Here is a 16,238-nt window from a genome sequence, read left to right as displayed (position 1 = left end):
ACCGAAGGGACCTCGTGGACGAGAGCGGCAACAGCGGGCAGCCGCAGCCCGGCCCAGGGGGTACGGGCCCCGGCGACGGCCCCGACAAGGGCGCACCGGGACGCAAGGAGGATCCCGGAGGCGGCATCCTCATGGGCCGCCCCTTCGGCGTGCCCGTCTACGTCGCGCCCAGCTGGTTCGTCGTGGCAGCCCTGATCACCTGGGTCTTCGGCGGCCAGCTCGACCGTGTCCTGCCCGACCTCGGCGCGGCGCGCTACCTGGTCGCCCTCTTCTTCGCGATCGCCTTCTACGCCTCCGTGCTCGTCCACGAACTCGCCCACACGGTCGCCGCCCTGCGCTACAAGCTCCCGGTCCGCCGGATCCAGCTCCAGTTCTTCGGCGGTGTCTCCGAGATCGAGAAGGAGTCCGAGACCCCCGGCCGCGAATTCGTCCTCGCCTTCGTCGGCCCGCTGCTCTCCCTCGTCCTGGCAGGCGTCTTCTACGTCCCGATGAAGTTCGTCGAGGCCGGCACCGTGCCCGGCGTGCTGCTCGGCGGACTGATGATCTCCAACCTCATCGTCGCCGCGTTCAACCTCCTGCCCGGCCTCCCGCTCGACGGAGGCCGGATGCTCCGCGCCATCGTCTGGAAGATCACCGGCCGGCCGATGAGCGGCACCGTCGCCGCCGCGTGGGTCGGCCGCGCCCTCGCCGTCGTCACCCTCATCGGCCTGCCCCTCCTCACCCACACCGACGTCCTCGGGAGCGGCGACCGCGAGATCAGCGGCATGGACACCGTCACCGACGCCCTGCTCGCCGCGATCCTCGCCGCCATCATCTGGACCGGCGCGGGCAACAGCCTGCGCATGGCCCGGCTCCGCGAACACCTCCCCGACCTGCAGGCCCGCACCCTCACCCGGCGCGCCGTCCCCGTAGAGGCGAGCACCCCGCTCTCCGAGGCCCTGCGGCGGGCCAACGAGGCGGGCGCCCGCGCCCTCGTCGTCGTCGACGGGACCGGTGAGCCCCGGGCCGTCGTCCGGGAGGCCGCCATCGTCGCCGTCCCCGAACACCGCCGCCCCTGGGTCGCCGTCAGCGGCCTCGCCCAGGACCTCACCGACGGCATGAAGGTCTCCGCCGAACTGGCCGGCGAGGCCCTCCTGGACCGCCTCAAGGCCAGCCCCGCCACCGAGTACCTCGTCGTCGAGGACACTGGCGAGATCTACGGAGTGCTCTCCACCGCCGACGTCGAGCGTGCGTTCGTCGCCGCCATGGCCCGCCCCGCGGCCTGACGGCCGTAGCCCTGCCAGGGCGGGCGGTCGGAGGCCCCGGAAACACCGGTACGCTGGTCACATGTCTGAACCGACCGGTGCCGCCCGCCGACGTGGGCCCTTCAAGGTCGGGGACCAGGTCCAGCTCACGGATCCCAAGGGACGCCACTACACCTTCACGCTCGAAGCCGGAAAGAACTTCCACACCCACAAGGGTTCTTTCTCGCACGACGAGCTGATCGGTGCTCCCGAGGGCAGTGTTGTCCGTACCACGGGAAACGTCGTCTACCTGGCGCTGCGCCCCCTGCTCCCCGACTACGTCCTGTCCATGCCCCGCGGCGCCGCCGTGGTCTACCCCAAGGACGCGGGTCAGATCCTGGCCTTCGGCGACATCTTCCCCGGCGCCCGCGTCGTGGAAGCCGGCGTCGGATCCGGCGCACTGTCCACCTTCCTGCTCCGCGCCATCGGCGAGCAGGGCATGCTGCACTCCTACGAGCGCCGCGAGGACTTCGCCGAGATCGCCCAGCAGAACGTCGAGCGCTACTTCGGCAGCCCGCACCCCGCATGGCAGCTCACGGTCGGCGACCTCCAGGACAACCTGTCGGAGACCGACGTGGACCGCGTCGTCCTGGACATGCTCGCGCCCTGGGAGTGCCTGGACGTCGTCTCCAAGGCGCTCGTCCCCGGCGGCATCCTCTGCGCGTACGTAGCGACCACCACCCAGCTCTCGCGGACGGTCGAGTCCATCCGTGAGATCGGCTGCTTCGCCGAACCGCAGCCCTGGGAGTCGATGATCCGCAACTGGCACGTCGAGGGCCTCGCCGTGCGCCCGGACCACCGCATGATCGGCCACACCGGATTCCTGGTCACCGCCCGCCGGCTGGCCGACGGAGTCCAGCCGCCGCCGCGCCGCCGCCGCCCCTCCAAGGGCGCCTACGGCGAGGACTACACGGGCCCGGGCAGCCAGAGCGGCTCCGCAGCCCGCGACTGAGACCGCCCGCCGGCCTGAACCAGGGGTGCCGCCTTCGCCGCGCACCCCGACCTACCGGCGCCGCCGCCGAGTTCCCGGACCGACCCGGGAACTCGGCGGCGGCGCCTTTTCGTTGCCCATGAGTGCGCGGTGCACGCCGGGTGGGATCCGTAGCGACCCCACCGTTCCACTGCCGTGTGAGGTGTGGCACGATGCTGGCCACCCCCACCCCGCCGCCGACGTCCCGCCGACGGCACTGCCTTTCCGGCATTCCGCACCACAGGAACCACAGGAGACCTCCCGCGTGCAGACCTCCGCGCTCCCGGACCTCGCGCACACCGACACCACGCCGATGCACTGGCTCGCCACGGCGGCAGCCATGGCCGCCGTCGTGGCGGCAGCCGGTCTGCTCCAGCCCGACGAGAGCGCCTCGGCCTCCATCCCCCACCGGACCGTGGCACAGCACGGCGCGTCCCCTGCCGTCGCGCCCGACCCGGCCCGTGCGGACTTCCCCCTCGAATGCGGCGGAGCAGGCCACACCGTGGCCAAACAGGTCCCCGACGATCTCGACGGCGACGGCCGCCCGGAAACCGTCGCGGTGGTCCACTGCGCGGCCGGATCCGGCACCCCGCCCAGCGGCGTCTACGTCCTCACACAGGGGAACGGGGCCGCACCACGGATCGTCGCGACCCTGGTGGACCCCGTCCAGAAGATGAGCGTCGGTGACTTCGCGGTGCGGGACGGCGTCGTCTCCGCCACCCTCCTCGGCTACTCCTCGGCCTCGGTGCCCTCCTGCTGTCCGGACGAGCAGGAGCAGGTCACCTGGCAGTGGCGGAACGGTGCCTTCGTACGCGGCAGCGGACCGGAGAACCCCGCAGGCACCGGCGTCTGACCGCCACCCGGCGAGTTCGCCGTCCGGGCCCGCGGACGGGCGGCCGGCACCGCCCGGTCAGGCCGCCTCGGGACCGAAGACCTCGACCCTGTCCGAAACGCGCCGTACATGAATGCAGTCGCCCGGGCACTCCTTGGCCGAGTCGACCACGTCCTGGAGGATCGGCAGCGGAACCCGCGTGGTCGCGCCCTTGTCCTGGAGCAGCTCGTCCTGATCGCTCTTCACATACGCGAGCCCGTCGATGTCCAGCTCGAACACCTCCGGCGCGTACTGCACGCAGATGCCGTCCCCCGTGCAGAGGTCCTGGTCGATCCAGACCTCCAGATCCTGAGTCCCGCTACCGGTCGGAGCGTCCTGCTGCACGGTCATTTCTCCTGCCGTTCCTGCGTATTCGAACCAAAAAAAGCCAGCCCTGACGGGTGTTGAACACTTCGACGATACAACCGGCCGCTTTCGGAGGTTGAAGGGTGGGTATTCACCTGACACGAGGGAGAGGGCGCAAGGGTGAAGATCGGACACGCCCCACAGTCTTTGTGATCTAGGGGTTTCAATCATCACCCACCCAGGTAGGGTCAGGAAGCGTCCAGCTCCCCTTGGAGGAGGTGAGGACCGTGGCAGCCCACGACGACGACATCAACCGCGGCATCCGGCCCGGGCGGGGGTCCGATGACCCAGCCGGCCAGGTCGCCTATCTTGAGCAGGAAATCGCCGTCCTGCGACGTAAGCTCGCCGACTCTCCGCGTCATACGAGGATTCTCGAAGAGCGGATCGTCGAGTTGCAGACCAACCTCGCAGGCGTGTCCGCACAGAACGAGCGGCTCGCCGGCACACTCCGCGAGGCCCGCGACCAGATCGTGGCCCTCAAGGAAGAGGTCGACCGGCTCGCACAGCCGCCGGCCGGCTTCGGTGTGTTCCTGCATGCGAACGAGGACGGCACCTGCGACATCTTCACCGGGGGCCGCAAGCTCCGGGTGAACGTCAGTCCCAGCGTTGAGCTCGAAGACCTCCGGCGCGGCCAGGAAGTCATGCTCAACGAAGCGCTCAACGTGGTCGACGCCATGGAATTCGAGCGGGCCGGGGACATCGTCACCCTCAAGGAGATCCTTGAGGACGGCGAACGAGCCCTGGTGGTCGGGCACACCGACGAGGAACGGGTGGTGCGGCTCGCCGAGCCGTTGCTGGACATCACCATCCGCCCCGGCGACGCCCTGCTGCTCGAACCCAGGTCCGGCTACGTCTACGAAGTCGTCCCCAAGAGCGAGGTCGAAGAGCTCGTCCTCGAAGAAGTCCCGGACATCGACTACAACAAGATCGGTGGCCTGGGCGACCAGATCGAGCTGATCCGCGACGCGGTCGAGCTCCCCTACCTGCACCCCGACCTCTTCAAGGAACACGAGCTCCGGCCGCCGAAGGGCATCCTGCTCTACGGCCCGCCCGGCTGCGGCAAGACCCTCATTGCCAAGGCGGTCGCCAACTCCCTCGCCAAGAAGGTCGCCGAAGTCACCGGCCAGCCGGCCGGGAAGAGCTACTTCCTCAACATCAAGGGTCCGGAGCTCCTCAACAAGTACGTCGGCGAGACCGAGCGCCACATCCGCCTGGTCTTCCAGCGTGCCCGCGAGAAGGCGAGTGAGGGTACCCCCGTCATCGTCTTCTTCGACGAGATGGAGTCCCTCTTCCGCACCCGCGGATCCGGCGTCAGCTCGGACGTGGAGAACACCATCGTCCCCCAGCTGCTCGCCGAGATCGACGGCGTCGAGGGCCTGGAGAACGTCATCGTCATCGGCGCCTCCAACCGCGAGGACATGATCGACCCCGCGATCCTGCGTCCCGGCCGCCTCGATGTGAAGATCAAGATCGAGCGTCCCGACGCAGAGGCCGCGAAGGACATCTTCGCGAAGTACCTCACGCCCTCGCTGCCCCTGCACGCGGACGACCTGGCCGAGCACACGGGCTCCAAGGAGGCCGCGGCTCACGCGATGATCCAGTCGGTCGTCGAGCGGATGTACACCGAGTCCGAGGAGAACCGCTTCCTCGAGGTCACGTACGCCAACGGCGACAAGGAAGTCCTGTACTTCAAGGACTTCAACTCCGGCGCGATGATCCAGAACATCGTCGACCGGGCCAAGAAGATGGCCATCAAGGCATTCCTCGAGCAGGGCCAGAAGGGCCTGCGCGTCTCCCATCTCCTCCAGGCCTGCGTGGACGAGTTCAAGGAGAACGAGGACCTGCCGAACACCACCAACCCGGACGACTGGGCCAGGATCTCCGGCAAGAAGGGTGAGCGGATCGTCTTCATCCGCACACTCGTCACCGGAAAGCAGGGCGCGGACACCGGTCGCTCCATCGACACGGTGGCGAATACCGGGCAGTACCTCTAGAACGCAGACCGGCTGCGGATGCCCGGCCGGGCATCCGCAGCCGGTTGCTTTCCGGACAGCTCCCACGACACCGCAGTAATGACGTAATTGATCTCCCCACCGGCACAGAGGCGCTCTAGGCTCTGGCGTACCGCCCGGTCGCGCAGTGCGGGAACGGGCAAACCGCGCACGCACCGGAAAAGCAGCGGTACTTGAGCGCCGCCCCGGAAGGGAGCGTCGCCGGGCAAGGAGGGCCGCATGACCGTACGGCGAGTAATGGGCATCGAGACCGAGTACGGGATCTCCGTGCCAGGTCACCCCAACGCCAATGCCATGCTCACCTCGTCCCAGATCGTCAACGCCTACGCGGCGGCGATGCACCGGGCGCGCCGCGCCCGCTGGGACTTCGAGGAGGAGAACCCGCTGCGCGACGCGCGAGGCTTCGACCTCGCCCGCGAGACCGCCGACTCCAGCCAGCTCACCGATGAGGACATCGGCCTGGCCAACGTCATCCTCACCAACGGCGCACGGCTCTACGTCGACCACGCGCACCCCGAGTACAGCTCGCCGGAGATCACCAATCCCAGGGACGCGGTCCTGTGGGACAAGGCCGGCGAGCGGATCATGGCCGAGGCCGCCGAGCGTGCTGCCCAGCTCCCGGGCGCCCAGCCGATCCATCTGTACAAGAACAACACCGACAACAAGGGCGCCTCGTACGGCACCCACGAGAACTACCTGATGAAGCGCGAGACGCCGTTCTCCGACATCGTGCGCCATCTGACGCCGTTCTTCGTCTCGCGCCAGGTCGTCACCGGTGCGGGCCGGGTCGGAATCGGCCAGGACGGCCACGAGCACGGGTTCCAGATCAGTCAGCGCGCCGACTACTTCGAGGTCGAGGTCGGTCTGGAGACCACCCTCAAGCGGCCGATCATCAACACCCGCGACGAGCCCCACTCCGACGCCGAGAAGTACCGCAGGCTCCACGTGATCATCGGGGACGCGAACCTCTCGGAGATCTCCACCTACCTCAAGCTGGGCACCACCTCGCTGGTCCTCTCCATGATCGAGGACGGCTTCATCAATGTCGACCTGGCCGTCGACCAGCCCGTGCGCACCCTCCACCAGGTCTCCCACGACCCGGACCTCCAGCAGCTGATCACGCTGCGCAGCGGCCGGACACTCACCGCTGTCCAGCTCCAGATGGAGTACTTCGAGCTGGGCCGCAAGTACGTCGAGGAGCGGTACGGGGCGGACGCCGACGAGCAGACCAAGGACATCCTGATCCGCTGGGAGGACACGCTCAACCGGCTGGAGAACGATCCGATGAGCCTGTCCCGCGAGCTGGACTGGATCGCCAAGCGGGAGCTCATGGAGGGCTACCGCCGCCGCGACAGCCTGGACTGGGACGCGCCCCGCCTGCACCTGGTGGACCTGCAGTACGCCGACGTACGGCCCGAGAAGGGCCTCTACAACCGCCTGGTGGCCCGGGGCAGGATGAAACGCCTGCTGGACGAGAACGAGGTCGAGAAGGCCCGTACAGCGCCTCCGGAGGACACCAGGGCGTATTTCCGCGGTCGCTGCCTGGAGCAGTACGCGGACGACGTGGCCGCGGCCTCCTGGGACTCGGTCATCTTCGACCTGCCGGGCCATGACTCCCTGCAGCGGGTACCCACCATGGAGCCGCTGCGGGGCACCCGCGACCACGTCAAGGCGCTCCTGGACCGCTGCCGTACGGCGGAAGAGCTGGTCCGGGTGCTGCAGGGCGGCTGAAAGGGCCGCCGACGGGGAATCATTCCGATGACCTCCGGACGTTGAGACAAGTACCGGGCCAATGTCGGACCCCGTAGGTAGGGTCTGATCAAGTGCTTCGAACCGAGCGGGGTGAGCTATATGGCGACCAAGGACACCGGCGGCGGACAGCAGAAGGCGACGCGCTCCACCGAGGAGGTCGAGGAGCAGGCCCAGGAGGCGCAGGGCTCCGAGGACCTCAAGGAGCGACAGGAGAAGCTCAGCGACGACGTGGACGACGTCCTCGACGAGATCGACGACGTGCTCGAGGCCAATGCCGAGGACTTCGTTCGCTCGTTCGTCCAAAAGGGCGGGGAGTAACCGGCCCGGCGCCCTCACCGGTGACCGGCGTGCGGCACGGGCTTCGGCCTGTGCCGCACGGCCGCCGGCCTCATCCGCGGGCTCGGACCGCGATCGGTCCGAATGCCTCCGCCACACATGTGGATCACCGCCGTCGGACGGGTAGGGTCCGTGGCATACGGTGCTTCAACTGCAATTCGGCCGTAGGCAAGTTGGGAGATGATCCTGACACCTTGCGCAGGGCCATCGCTTACCTGGAGGGAAACGCGTGGAAGCCAACACTCGTAGCACCGGGCGTCTACCAGCTGCCTTCCTGACGCCCGGGTCCTCTTCGTTCATGGACTTCCTGTCCGACCAGTCGCCCGGGATGCTCCCGGGCAACCGGCAGCTGCCGCCCATGAAGGGGGCCATCGAGGCGCCGCACGGCACCACGATCGTCGCGGCCTCCTTCCCCGGCGGTGTCGTCCTGGCCGGTGACCGGCGGGCGACCATGGGCAACATGATCGCGCAGCGCGACATCGAGAAGGTCTTCCCGGCCGACGAGTACTCGGCGGTGGGTATCGCCGGCACGGCCGGTCTGGCCGTGGAGATGGTCAAGCTCTTCCAGCTGGAGCTGGAGCACTTCGAGAAGGTCGAGGGGGCCCAGCTCTCCCTGGAGGGCAAGGCGAACCGGCTCTCCACGATGATCCGGAGCAACCTCGCGATGGCCATGCAGGGCCTCGCCGTGGTGCCGCTCTTCGCCGGCTACGACGTCGACCGCGAGCGGGGCCGGATCTTCAGCTACGACGTCACCGGCGGCCGTTCCGAGGAGCACGGGTACGCGTCCACCGGATCCGGTTCGATCTTCGCCCGCAACTCGATGAAGAAGCTCTACCGCGAGGACCTGACGGAGGAGCAGACGCTCACGCTGGTCGTACAGGCGTTGTACGACGCGGCGGACGACGACTCGGCGACCGGTGGTCCGGACGTGGGCCGTCGTATCTATCCGATCCTCACCGTCATCACCGACGAGGGCTTCCGGAAGCTGACCGAGACGGAATCCTCCGAGATCGCCCGCTCGATTCTGGAACGCCGGCTGGAACAGCCCGACGGCCCGCGCGCCGCGCTGCTCTGACCGCCCGTTCCGAGGCTTCTTCGATGCTCCTGCCACTGACAGAAAGGGACGGATAGCCGGTGTCGACGCCGTTCTATGTCTCACCTCAGCAGGCCATGGCCGACCGGGCGGAATACGCCCGGAAGGGCATCGCCCGTGGTCGCAGCCTGGTTGTGCTGCAGTACGCCGACGGCATTGTGTTCGTCGGCGAGAACCCGTCCCGTGCGCTGCACAAGTTCAGCGAGATCTATGACCGGATCGGTTTCGCCGCCGCCGGCAAGTACAACGAGTACGAGAATCTCCGCATCGGCGGAGTGCGCTACGCCGATCTGCGCGGATACACCTATGACCGCGACGATGTGACGGCGCGTGGACTGGCGAACGTCTACGCGCAGACGCTCGGCACCATTTTCTCCAGTGCTGCCGAGAAACCGTACGAGGTGGAACTGGTGGTCGCCGAGGTCGGCGACGGGCCCGAGGGCGACCAGATCTACCGGCTGCCGCACGACGGATCGATCGTCGACGAGCACGGCTCGGTCGCGGTCGGCGGCAATGCGGAACAGATCAGCACCTTCCTCGACCAGCGCCACCGTGACGGGATGTCGCTCGCCGAGGCGCTGAAGCTGGCGGTGCAGGCGCTGTCCCGCGATCCCAACGGCAGCGAGCGGGAGATCCCCGCGGAACGGCTGGAGGTCGCGGTCCTGGACCGTACGAGGCCGCAGCAGCGCAAGTTCAAGCGGATCGTCGGCCGGCAGCTCGCGCGGCTGCTGGAGGCCGACGGCGCCGGTGCGACGCCGACGGACGCCCCTTCGGACACCGAGGAAGCCGACGGCGCGGACACCTCCGCCGCCACGACGGACGCGGGCAAGCCGGGCGGGAAGAAGGCAGCCCCGGACTCCTCCGGCGCCGGTGACTCCACCGACTCCGGCGGCGACGTCGAGTAGCCGGTTCCGTGTGATCCTCCTGTGCCCCGGTTCGCCTCTCCGGCGGGCCGGGGCACAGTCATGCGGTGGGGCCGGCGGGCGGCGGCGCGCTGGAGCCCCGTACGACGAGGTGTACGGGCAGGCTGCCGGGCTCGGCCTGCCGGCCTTCGAGCACGGCCAGGAGGGCGCTCATGCCGCGCTCACCGACCTGCTCGGCGGGCAGCCGCACCGTGGTGAGTTCCGGCTCGACCGCCGTGGCCAGGGCCAGGTCGTCGAAGCCGGTGACCGAGAGGTCGTCCGGAACACGCAGCCCGAGCCGGCGGGCGGCCTTGCAGGCACCCGCGGCCAGGATGTCGTCGTCGCAGACGACGGCGGTGGGGCGGGGCCCGGGGAGGACCAGCGCGCGTTCCGCCGCGTCGCGGCCGGCCCGTACGTCCAGCGCGGCGGGCACGGTCCGCACGTCGCTGCCGGGGACGCCGCTCAGGGCCTCGTGGAGGGCGCGGGCGCGGACCGCGAAGGTCCAGGAGTCGACGGCCGAGGCGAGGTGGAGGAAGCGGCGGTGGCCGAGGGAGAGCAGGTGACCGGCCACCTGACGCATCCCGTCGGCGATGTCGAGGTTGACCCTGGCCGCGGGGCCCGGCGCCGCGGGGTCGCTGTCGAGCATGACCAGGGGGAGTCCGGCGCCGCGCAGGGCGCCCAGGGCGTCGGCGGCCATCGAGGAGGCGATCACCCCGTCCAGGGCCGCGCGTGCCGAGGCGAAGGGGTCCCGGGCCGGTCCCGTGCCGTCGGGTGACGGGTACAGGACGACGCCGAAGCCGTGCTCCGCGGCGACCGCGGCGGCGCCGGTGTAGACCCGGGCGAAGAACTCGTTGGTCAGGGCGGGGACGACCAGCAGTGCGGTCCTGGTGTGGCCGAGGCGCAGGTTGCGGGCGGCCAGGTTGGGCCGGTAGCCGAGGTCGCGGGCGGCGTCGCGCACCCGGCCGGCGGTGCTCTCGGAGACCCGGCCGCGCCATTTGTCACCGAGGACCAGGGAGACGGTGGCCTGGGAGACGCCTGCGGCCCGTGCCACGTCGCGGCTGGTGGGCCGGGGCGGGCCGGGTGGTGCGGGTCTGGTCACGCGGGCCTCCGGGCCGATCGGGCAGGCGCGACGATGTGGACCTGCGGACTGCGCTCATGGTACGTATGAGCTTGGAAGTTATACGTAAAACCTCGGGTGGCCGCAACGGCGCTCCAACGAGAGGGGCGGGACATGGCCGCGGGATATCTGGACATCCTCCGGGCGCGGCATGCCGCCCGGCTGCTGACGGGCACCCTGGTGGGGCGACTGCCGAACGGCACCGCGCACATCGCGATCGTGCTGTTCACCCGCGCGGAGGGCGGCAGCTACACCCTCGCCGGCGCGCTCGCCGCCGTGTACGGGCTTGCCACGGCGGTCGGACAGCCGCTGCTGGGCCGCGCGGTCGACCTCTACGGCCAGCCCCGGGTCCAGCTCCCCGCCTCCGTCCTCTCGGCCCTCGGCATGGCCCTGCTCGCCGTGGCGGGTTTCGGTTCCCTGCCGTTGGCCTACGCGGCGGTGGTCGTGGCCGGAGTGTTCACACCGCCCCTGGAGGGCGGCCTGCGGGCCCTGTGGCCGAGCGTGCTCGGGAGTGAGGACCGGGTGCACCGGGCCTATGCCATGGATGCGGTGGCCCAGGAGGTCATGTTCACGATCGGACCGCTGCTGGTGACCCTGCTGGTGTCCCTCTGGTCGCCGGCCGCCGCGTTGCTCGTCATCAACGCGATCGGGGTCCTGGGGGCGCTCTCCGTCGTCCTGTCCGAGCCGTCCAGGACCTGGCGCTCCGCCCCGCGCGAGGCGCACTGGCTGGGTGCGCTGCGCTCGCGCGGGCTGCTGGCGCTGCTCGGCTCGTTCTTCTTCGTCGGGATGGCGCTGGGCTCCATCACCGTGGCCGGTGTGGCGTACGCCGACGACCACGGCCGGGAGTCCGTCTACGGCTGGCTGATGGCGGCCCTGGGCCTGGGCGCGCTGATCGGCGGAGCGGTGTACGGGGCCCGGCAGTGGTCCGGGCCGCCCGAGCGCAGGCTCCGGGTGATCGTGGCGCTGCTGGCCCTCGGGTATCTGCCGCTGATGCTGACGCCGGGTGTGGTGGCCATGACCGTGCTGGCAGCCGTCGCCGGGGTGTTCCTGGCCCCGGCCATCGCCTGCTCGTTCATCGTCGTCGACCGGCACGCCCCGCGGGGCACGGTGACGGAGGCGTTCTCCTGGCTGGTGACGACGTTCGGTGTGGGCGCCGCGGTGGGAACGGCGGTGGCGGGCCCGGCCGTGGAGCTCGGCGGGACGGCGTGGAGCTTCGCCGTGGCGGGGGCCGGCGGCGTGGCCGCGCTGATCGTGCTGCTGTCCACCGGAAGGGTCCTCGCGGTCCCCGGGCACAGCGCCGTCGCGGTCCGCGGTCCGGGAGGCGACCGGACGGGCGCCGTCGAAACCGGCTTGAGCCAGGGCCCCCAGGCGTGACGGGGGTCCGGCCCCGCCGCGACCTGGCGTCGCGACGACGCACCCGCGAGGGCCGCTGGAGTGGTGGCGCCACCTGCCTCGCGGGCCACCGGAAAGGTCCTCGCAGCTCCCGGGCGTAGTGCTGTTGTGGTGCGAGGATCGGAAAATGATCGAAACGGTGCCGTCGAACCCGGTTTCAGCTCGGTCCATCAGGCGTAATGTTCAGTCATGGACCGCCGCATTTTCGGGCTGGAGAACGAGTACGGCGTCACGTGCACGTTCAGGGGACAGCGCCGACTGTCTCCTGATGAAGTGGCGCGCTACCTCTTCCGCCGTGTTGTGTCATGGGGCCGCAGCAGCAATGTCTTTCTGCGGAACGGCGCCCGCCTCTACCTCGACGTGGGATCGCATCCGGAATATGCAACCCCCGAATGCGACAACCTGACCGAACTGGTCACCCACGACAAGGCCGGCGAGCGCATTCTCGAAGGCCTGCTTGTCGACGCCGAACGCCGCCTGCACGAGGAGGGAATCGCAGGCGACGTCTATCTCTTCAAGAACAACACCGACTCGGCGGGAAACTCCTACGGATGTCATGAGAACTACCTCGTGGCCCGGCACGGAGAATTCTCCCGGCTCGCGGACATCCTCATTCCCTTCCTCGTCACGAGGCAGCTGATCTGCGGCGCCGGCAAGGTGCTGCAGACCCCGCGGGGCGCCGTCTACTGCGTCAGCCAGCGTGCCGAGCACATCTGGGAGGGCGTCAGCTCCGCGACGACGCGTTCCCGGCCGATCATCAACACCCGCGACGAACCGCACGCGGACGCGGAGCGCTACCGGCGCCTCCACGTCATCGTCGGTGACTCCAACATGTCCGAGACGACGATGCTCCTCAAGGTCGGCGCGACCGACCTGGTGCTCCGCATGATCGAGGCGGGCACGGTGATGCGGGATCTGACGCTGGAGAACCCGATCCGGGCGATCCGTGAGGTCAGCCACGACATCACGGGACAGCGCAAGGTACGACTCGCCAGCGGCCGCGAGGCATCCGCCATAGAGGTGCAGCGCGAGTACTACGAGAAGGCCGTGGACTTCGTGGACCGCCGCGGGATCCGTACGGGCAACGTCGCGAAGGTCCTCGAACTGTGGGGCCGTACCCTCGACGCGATCGAGGCCGAGGACCTCGACCGGATCGGCACCGAGATCGACTGGGTCATGAAGTACAAGCTCATCGAGCGGTACCGGGCCAAGCACAACATGACCATGTCGAATCCGCGGGTCGCCCAGATAGACCTCGCCTACCACGACATCCACCGCCGCCGGGGCCTGTACTACCTGCTGGAACGCAAGGGGCAGGCCGCCCGTATCTGCAACGACCTGAAGATCTTCGAGGGCAAGTCGGTGCCTCCGCAGACGACCAGGGCGCGGCTGCGGGGCGACTTCATCCGGCGGGCCCAGGAACAGCGGCGGGACTTCACCGTCGACTGGGTCCATCTCAAGCTCAACGACCAGGCGCAGCGCACGGTGTTGTGCAAGGACCCGTTCCGATCCGTCGACGACCGAGTGGAGAAGCTGATCGCGGGTATGTGAGCCGGCGCAGGACACGCCTCGGCTCTTGTGCGACTCGGGCCCCGTACGTTCCTCGTACGGGGCCCTGCGCACGCCCTAGAGTGTCGGGGACCCCCTGGGCTGTGCCCAACACATGTGTCGTCTGAGATCTGAGGAACCAGTGCGCCGAATTGCCGGCCTTCTCGTCGTCCCCCTGCTGCTGGTGTCAGCGGCCTGCGGCAGCGACGACAAGGGCTCCGACTCCGCTTCCGCCTCCGCGTCCGCGTCCACCCCCACGAAGGGCGGGTTCCCCGCCATCACCGCGGGCGCGAAGTTCGGCGAGAAGCCCACCCTGGCCAAGGGCACGGGAACGCCGCCCAAGGAGCTGAAGACCAAGGTCGTCAGTGAGGGCGACGGCGCGACGCTCAAGAACGGCGACGCGATCCAGGTCAACTACCTGGGGCAGGCCTGGGACTCCGACAAGCCGTTCGACAACAGTTTCGACCGCAAGCAGCCGTTCGATCTCACGCTCGGCGCCGGCATGGTCATCCAGGGCTGGGACAAGGGCCTGGTCGGGCAGAAGGTCGGCAGCAGGGTCGAACTCGTCATCCCGCCGGACCTCGGATACGGCGCGAACGGCCAGGGCGACATCAAGCCGAACGCCACCCTCGTCTTCGTCGTCGACGTCCTGAAGGCGAAGCAGATCCCGGCGTCGGCCAAGGGCACCCCGGTCGCCCAGGACAACACCGACCTGCCGAAGGTGGGCACGAACACCGACGGCAAGGCACCGACCCTCACGATCCCCAGCAAGGTCGCCCCGCCCAAGAAGCTGGTCTCCAACTACGTGCTGGAGTCCAAGGGCGAGGTCGTGAAGGAGACCGACACGGTCGTCGTGAACTACGTGGCCAAGCTGTGGAAGGACGGCAAGGAGTTCGACAACACGTACAAAACGGGCAAGACGGCCTCCTTCCCGCTCGCCCAGGTCACCCTCAAGGGCCTCAAGGACGGCATGATCGGCAAGAAGATCGGCAGCCGCGTGCTGCTGGTCATCCCGCCGGACCAGGGCCTCGGTGACAAGGCGCAGCAGTCCATCCCCGCGAACTCCACGCTCGTCTTCGCCGTGGACATCCTCGCAAAGATGTAAGACTGTCCCGGTTGCCCAGTTCATCATTTAGAGGAGCAAGTCAGTGAGCATCGAGAAGCCCGAGATCGACTTCCCGGGTGGCGAGCCGCCGGCCGACCTGGAGATCAAGGAGATCTGGGAAGGCGAAGGTGCCGAGGCCAAGGCCGGCCAGACCGTCTCCGTCCACTACGTGGGCGTGTCCTTCTCCACCGGCGAGGAGTTCGACGCCTCCTGGAACCGCGGTACGCCGCTCCAGTTCCAGCTCGGTGCCGGCCAGGTCATCAAGGGCTGGGACCAGGGCGTGCAGGGCATGAAGGTCGGCGGCCGTCGCCAGCTGACCATCCCCGCGCACCTCGCGTACGGTGACCGCGGCGCCGGCGGCAAGATCGCCCCGGGCGAGACGCTGATCTTCGTCTGCGACCTGGTCGCCGTCTGATCCGGCGCCCCCCGCGCTCCGAGGGCCCGTGCCGCAAGGCACGGGCCCTCGCTTTTGTCCGGACACCCCGGAGCGGTACGGTCGAGGGTCGTAGAGCTAAACAGAAAGGGCGTCGATGGCGATTGCCAAGGCCGAGCGGCTGATGAACCTGGCACTGTGTCTGCTGGGGACCCGGCGCCCGCTCAGCAAGCGCGAACTGCGCGGTTCCATCGAGGCCTACCTCGAAGCGGGATCCGACGACGCCTTCAACCGGATGTTCGAGCGCGACAAGGACGATCTGCGCGAGCTCGGTCTGGTCATCGAGACCGTGGAGAACCTGGACGGCGACACGGGCTACCTCGCCCGCCGTGACAGCAACCGGCTGCCCCCCATCACGCTGGACGCCGAGGAGGCCGCTGCCCTCGGGCTGGCCGCCAAGGTCTGGCAGCAGGCCCGGCTGGCCGGTGCGGCCAGCGGAGCCCTGCAGAAGCTGCGGGCCGCGGGCATGCCGGAGGCGGAGGACGCCTACGAGGTGCACAGTGCCCTCGAACCCCGTATCCCCGTCCACGAGGCCGCGTTCGAGCCGCTGATGCTGGCGTGCCGCGACCGCCGGCCGGTGACCTTCGACTACCGCAAGGCCAACGCCGCCCGTCCCGAGCAGCGCCAGGTCGAGCCGTGGACGCTGGAGTGCTGGCGCGGGCACTGGTACCTGGCCGGCTGGGACCGGGAGCGAGGTGCGGAGCGGGTGTTCCGGCTCTCCCGGATCACGGGCAAGGTGCGCTCGCGCGCCGGTGCCTTCACCGCCGAGGTCCCTGATGTGGTCACCGTCCGCGAGACCGTCGAGAGCTGGGCGGGGGAGACGGCGACCCGTACAGCGCTGATCAGGCTGAGGGCCGACTCCGGCTACCCGCTCCGGGCCCGGGCGATATCGGTCCGGGAACTCGGGGACGGGTGGGAGGAGTTGGAGATTCCGTACGGACACGGCCTGGACGCCTGGCTCGTCGAGTTCGGCCCGGACGTCGTCGTGACCGAACCTGCGGATCTGCGGGCCGGCGTGGTGGACCGGCTGCGCGCCGTGGCCAAGGACTGAGGGGACC

At 69.3% G+C, this 16,238-nt stretch carries 15 protein-coding genes and 1 pseudogene; 14 read left to right on the top strand and 2 right to left on the bottom strand.

Annotated features, from left to right (window positions below):
- Nucleotides 1-14 precede the first annotated feature (14 nt).
- The 3 genes from OG446_RS05960 (at nt 15) to OG446_RS05950 (ending at nt 3,106) form a co-directional block, all read left to right on the top strand.
- Nucleotides 15-1,265: a site-2 protease family protein gene (locus OG446_RS05960; protein ID WP_328893030.1), complete on the top strand. Its 1,251-nt coding sequence runs from the start codon at nt 15-17 to the stop codon at nt 1,263-1,265.
- Nucleotides 1,266-1,326: 61 nt separating this feature from the next.
- Complete coding sequence (locus OG446_RS05955) at nt 1,327-2,235, top strand: tRNA (adenine-N1)-methyltransferase (RefSeq protein WP_148016143.1); 909 nt, start codon at nt 1,327-1,329, stop codon at nt 2,233-2,235.
- Nucleotides 2,236-2,518: 283 nt separating this feature from the next.
- Entirely contained in the window at nt 2,519-3,106 is a 588-nt protein-coding gene (locus OG446_RS05950) for a hypothetical protein (RefSeq protein ID WP_328893029.1), read from the top strand.
- 57 nt (nt 3,107-3,163) lie between these two features.
- Here OG446_RS05950 and OG446_RS05945 read toward each other — a convergent pair whose 3' ends face one another.
- Entirely contained in the window at nt 3,164-3,475 is a 312-nt protein-coding gene (locus tag OG446_RS05945) for a ferredoxin (RefSeq protein WP_326664057.1), read from the bottom strand.
- 242 nt (nt 3,476-3,717) lie between these two features.
- Between OG446_RS05945 and arc the strand changes: the two genes are divergently transcribed.
- From arc to prcA, 6 genes and pseudogenes are all read left to right on the top strand, one after another.
- The gene (gene arc, locus OG446_RS05940; RefSeq protein WP_219568970.1) at nt 3,718-5,484 is read left to right on the top strand and encodes a proteasome ATPase; all 1,767 of its coding nucleotides are present in this window, start codon (nt 3,718-3,720) and stop codon (nt 5,482-5,484) included.
- A 237-nt stretch (nt 5,485-5,721) separates the two neighbouring features.
- Complete coding sequence (dop, locus tag OG446_RS05935) at nt 5,722-7,233, top strand: depupylase/deamidase Dop (RefSeq protein WP_328893028.1); 1,512 nt, start codon at nt 5,722-5,724, stop codon at nt 7,231-7,233.
- A 120-nt stretch (nt 7,234-7,353) separates the two neighbouring features.
- Complete coding sequence (locus OG446_RS05930) at nt 7,354-7,572, top strand: ubiquitin-like protein Pup (RefSeq protein ID WP_326664060.1); 219 nt, start codon at nt 7,354-7,356, stop codon at nt 7,570-7,572.
- 104 nt (nt 7,573-7,676) lie between these two features.
- Nucleotides 7,677-7,868, top strand: a pseudogene (locus OG446_RS05925) (endonuclease domain-containing protein); the annotation flags it as partial.
- Complete coding sequence (gene prcB, locus OG446_RS05920) at nt 7,820-8,665, top strand: proteasome subunit beta (protein WP_328893027.1); 846 nt, start codon at nt 7,820-7,822, stop codon at nt 8,663-8,665. The pseudogene OG446_RS05925 and the gene prcB, both read left to right, overlap by 49 nt.
- A gap of 59 nt (nt 8,666-8,724) precedes the next feature.
- Nucleotides 8,725-9,588: a proteasome subunit alpha gene (gene prcA, locus OG446_RS05915; RefSeq protein ID WP_328893026.1), complete on the top strand. Its 864-nt coding sequence runs from the start codon at nt 8,725-8,727 to the stop codon at nt 9,586-9,588.
- A 58-nt stretch (nt 9,589-9,646) separates the two neighbouring features.
- Here prcA and OG446_RS05910 read toward each other — a convergent pair whose 3' ends face one another.
- The gene (locus OG446_RS05910; RefSeq protein ID WP_328893025.1) at nt 9,647-10,684 is read right to left on the bottom strand and encodes a LacI family DNA-binding transcriptional regulator; all 1,038 of its coding nucleotides are present in this window, start codon (nt 10,682-10,684) and stop codon (nt 9,647-9,649) included.
- A gap of 132 nt (nt 10,685-10,816) precedes the next feature.
- On the opposite strand from OG446_RS05910, the gene OG446_RS05905 reads away from it, so the two are divergent.
- From OG446_RS05905 to OG446_RS05885, 5 genes are all read left to right on the top strand, one after another.
- On the top strand, nt 10,817-12,076 hold the full coding sequence (locus OG446_RS05905; protein ID WP_328893024.1) for an MFS transporter: 1,260 nt from the start codon (nt 10,817-10,819) through the stop codon (nt 12,074-12,076).
- Nucleotides 12,077-12,283: 207 nt separating this feature from the next.
- Entirely contained in the window at nt 12,284-13,645 is a 1,362-nt protein-coding gene (pafA, locus tag OG446_RS05900) for a Pup--protein ligase (RefSeq protein ID WP_148016152.1), read from the top strand.
- 139 nt (nt 13,646-13,784) lie between these two features.
- A complete protein-coding gene (locus OG446_RS05895; RefSeq protein WP_328893023.1) occupies nt 13,785-14,747 on the top strand; it encodes an FKBP-type peptidyl-prolyl cis-trans isomerase in 963 nt (320 codons plus the stop codon).
- Nucleotides 14,748-14,790: 43 nt separating this feature from the next.
- On the top strand, nt 14,791-15,162 hold the full coding sequence (locus OG446_RS05890; protein WP_328893022.1) for an FKBP-type peptidyl-prolyl cis-trans isomerase: 372 nt from the start codon (nt 14,791-14,793) through the stop codon (nt 15,160-15,162).
- A gap of 115 nt (nt 15,163-15,277) precedes the next feature.
- Complete coding sequence (locus tag OG446_RS05885) at nt 15,278-16,231, top strand: helix-turn-helix transcriptional regulator (RefSeq protein ID WP_328893021.1); 954 nt, start codon at nt 15,278-15,280, stop codon at nt 16,229-16,231.
- Nucleotides 16,232-16,238: the final 7 nt, after the last annotated feature.

The organism is Streptomyces sp. NBC_00236 (genome assembly GCF_036195045.1).
Lineage (GTDB): Bacteria > Actinomycetota > Actinomycetes > Streptomycetales > Streptomycetaceae > Streptomyces.
This window is presented reverse-complemented; position numbering and strand designations above follow the sequence as displayed.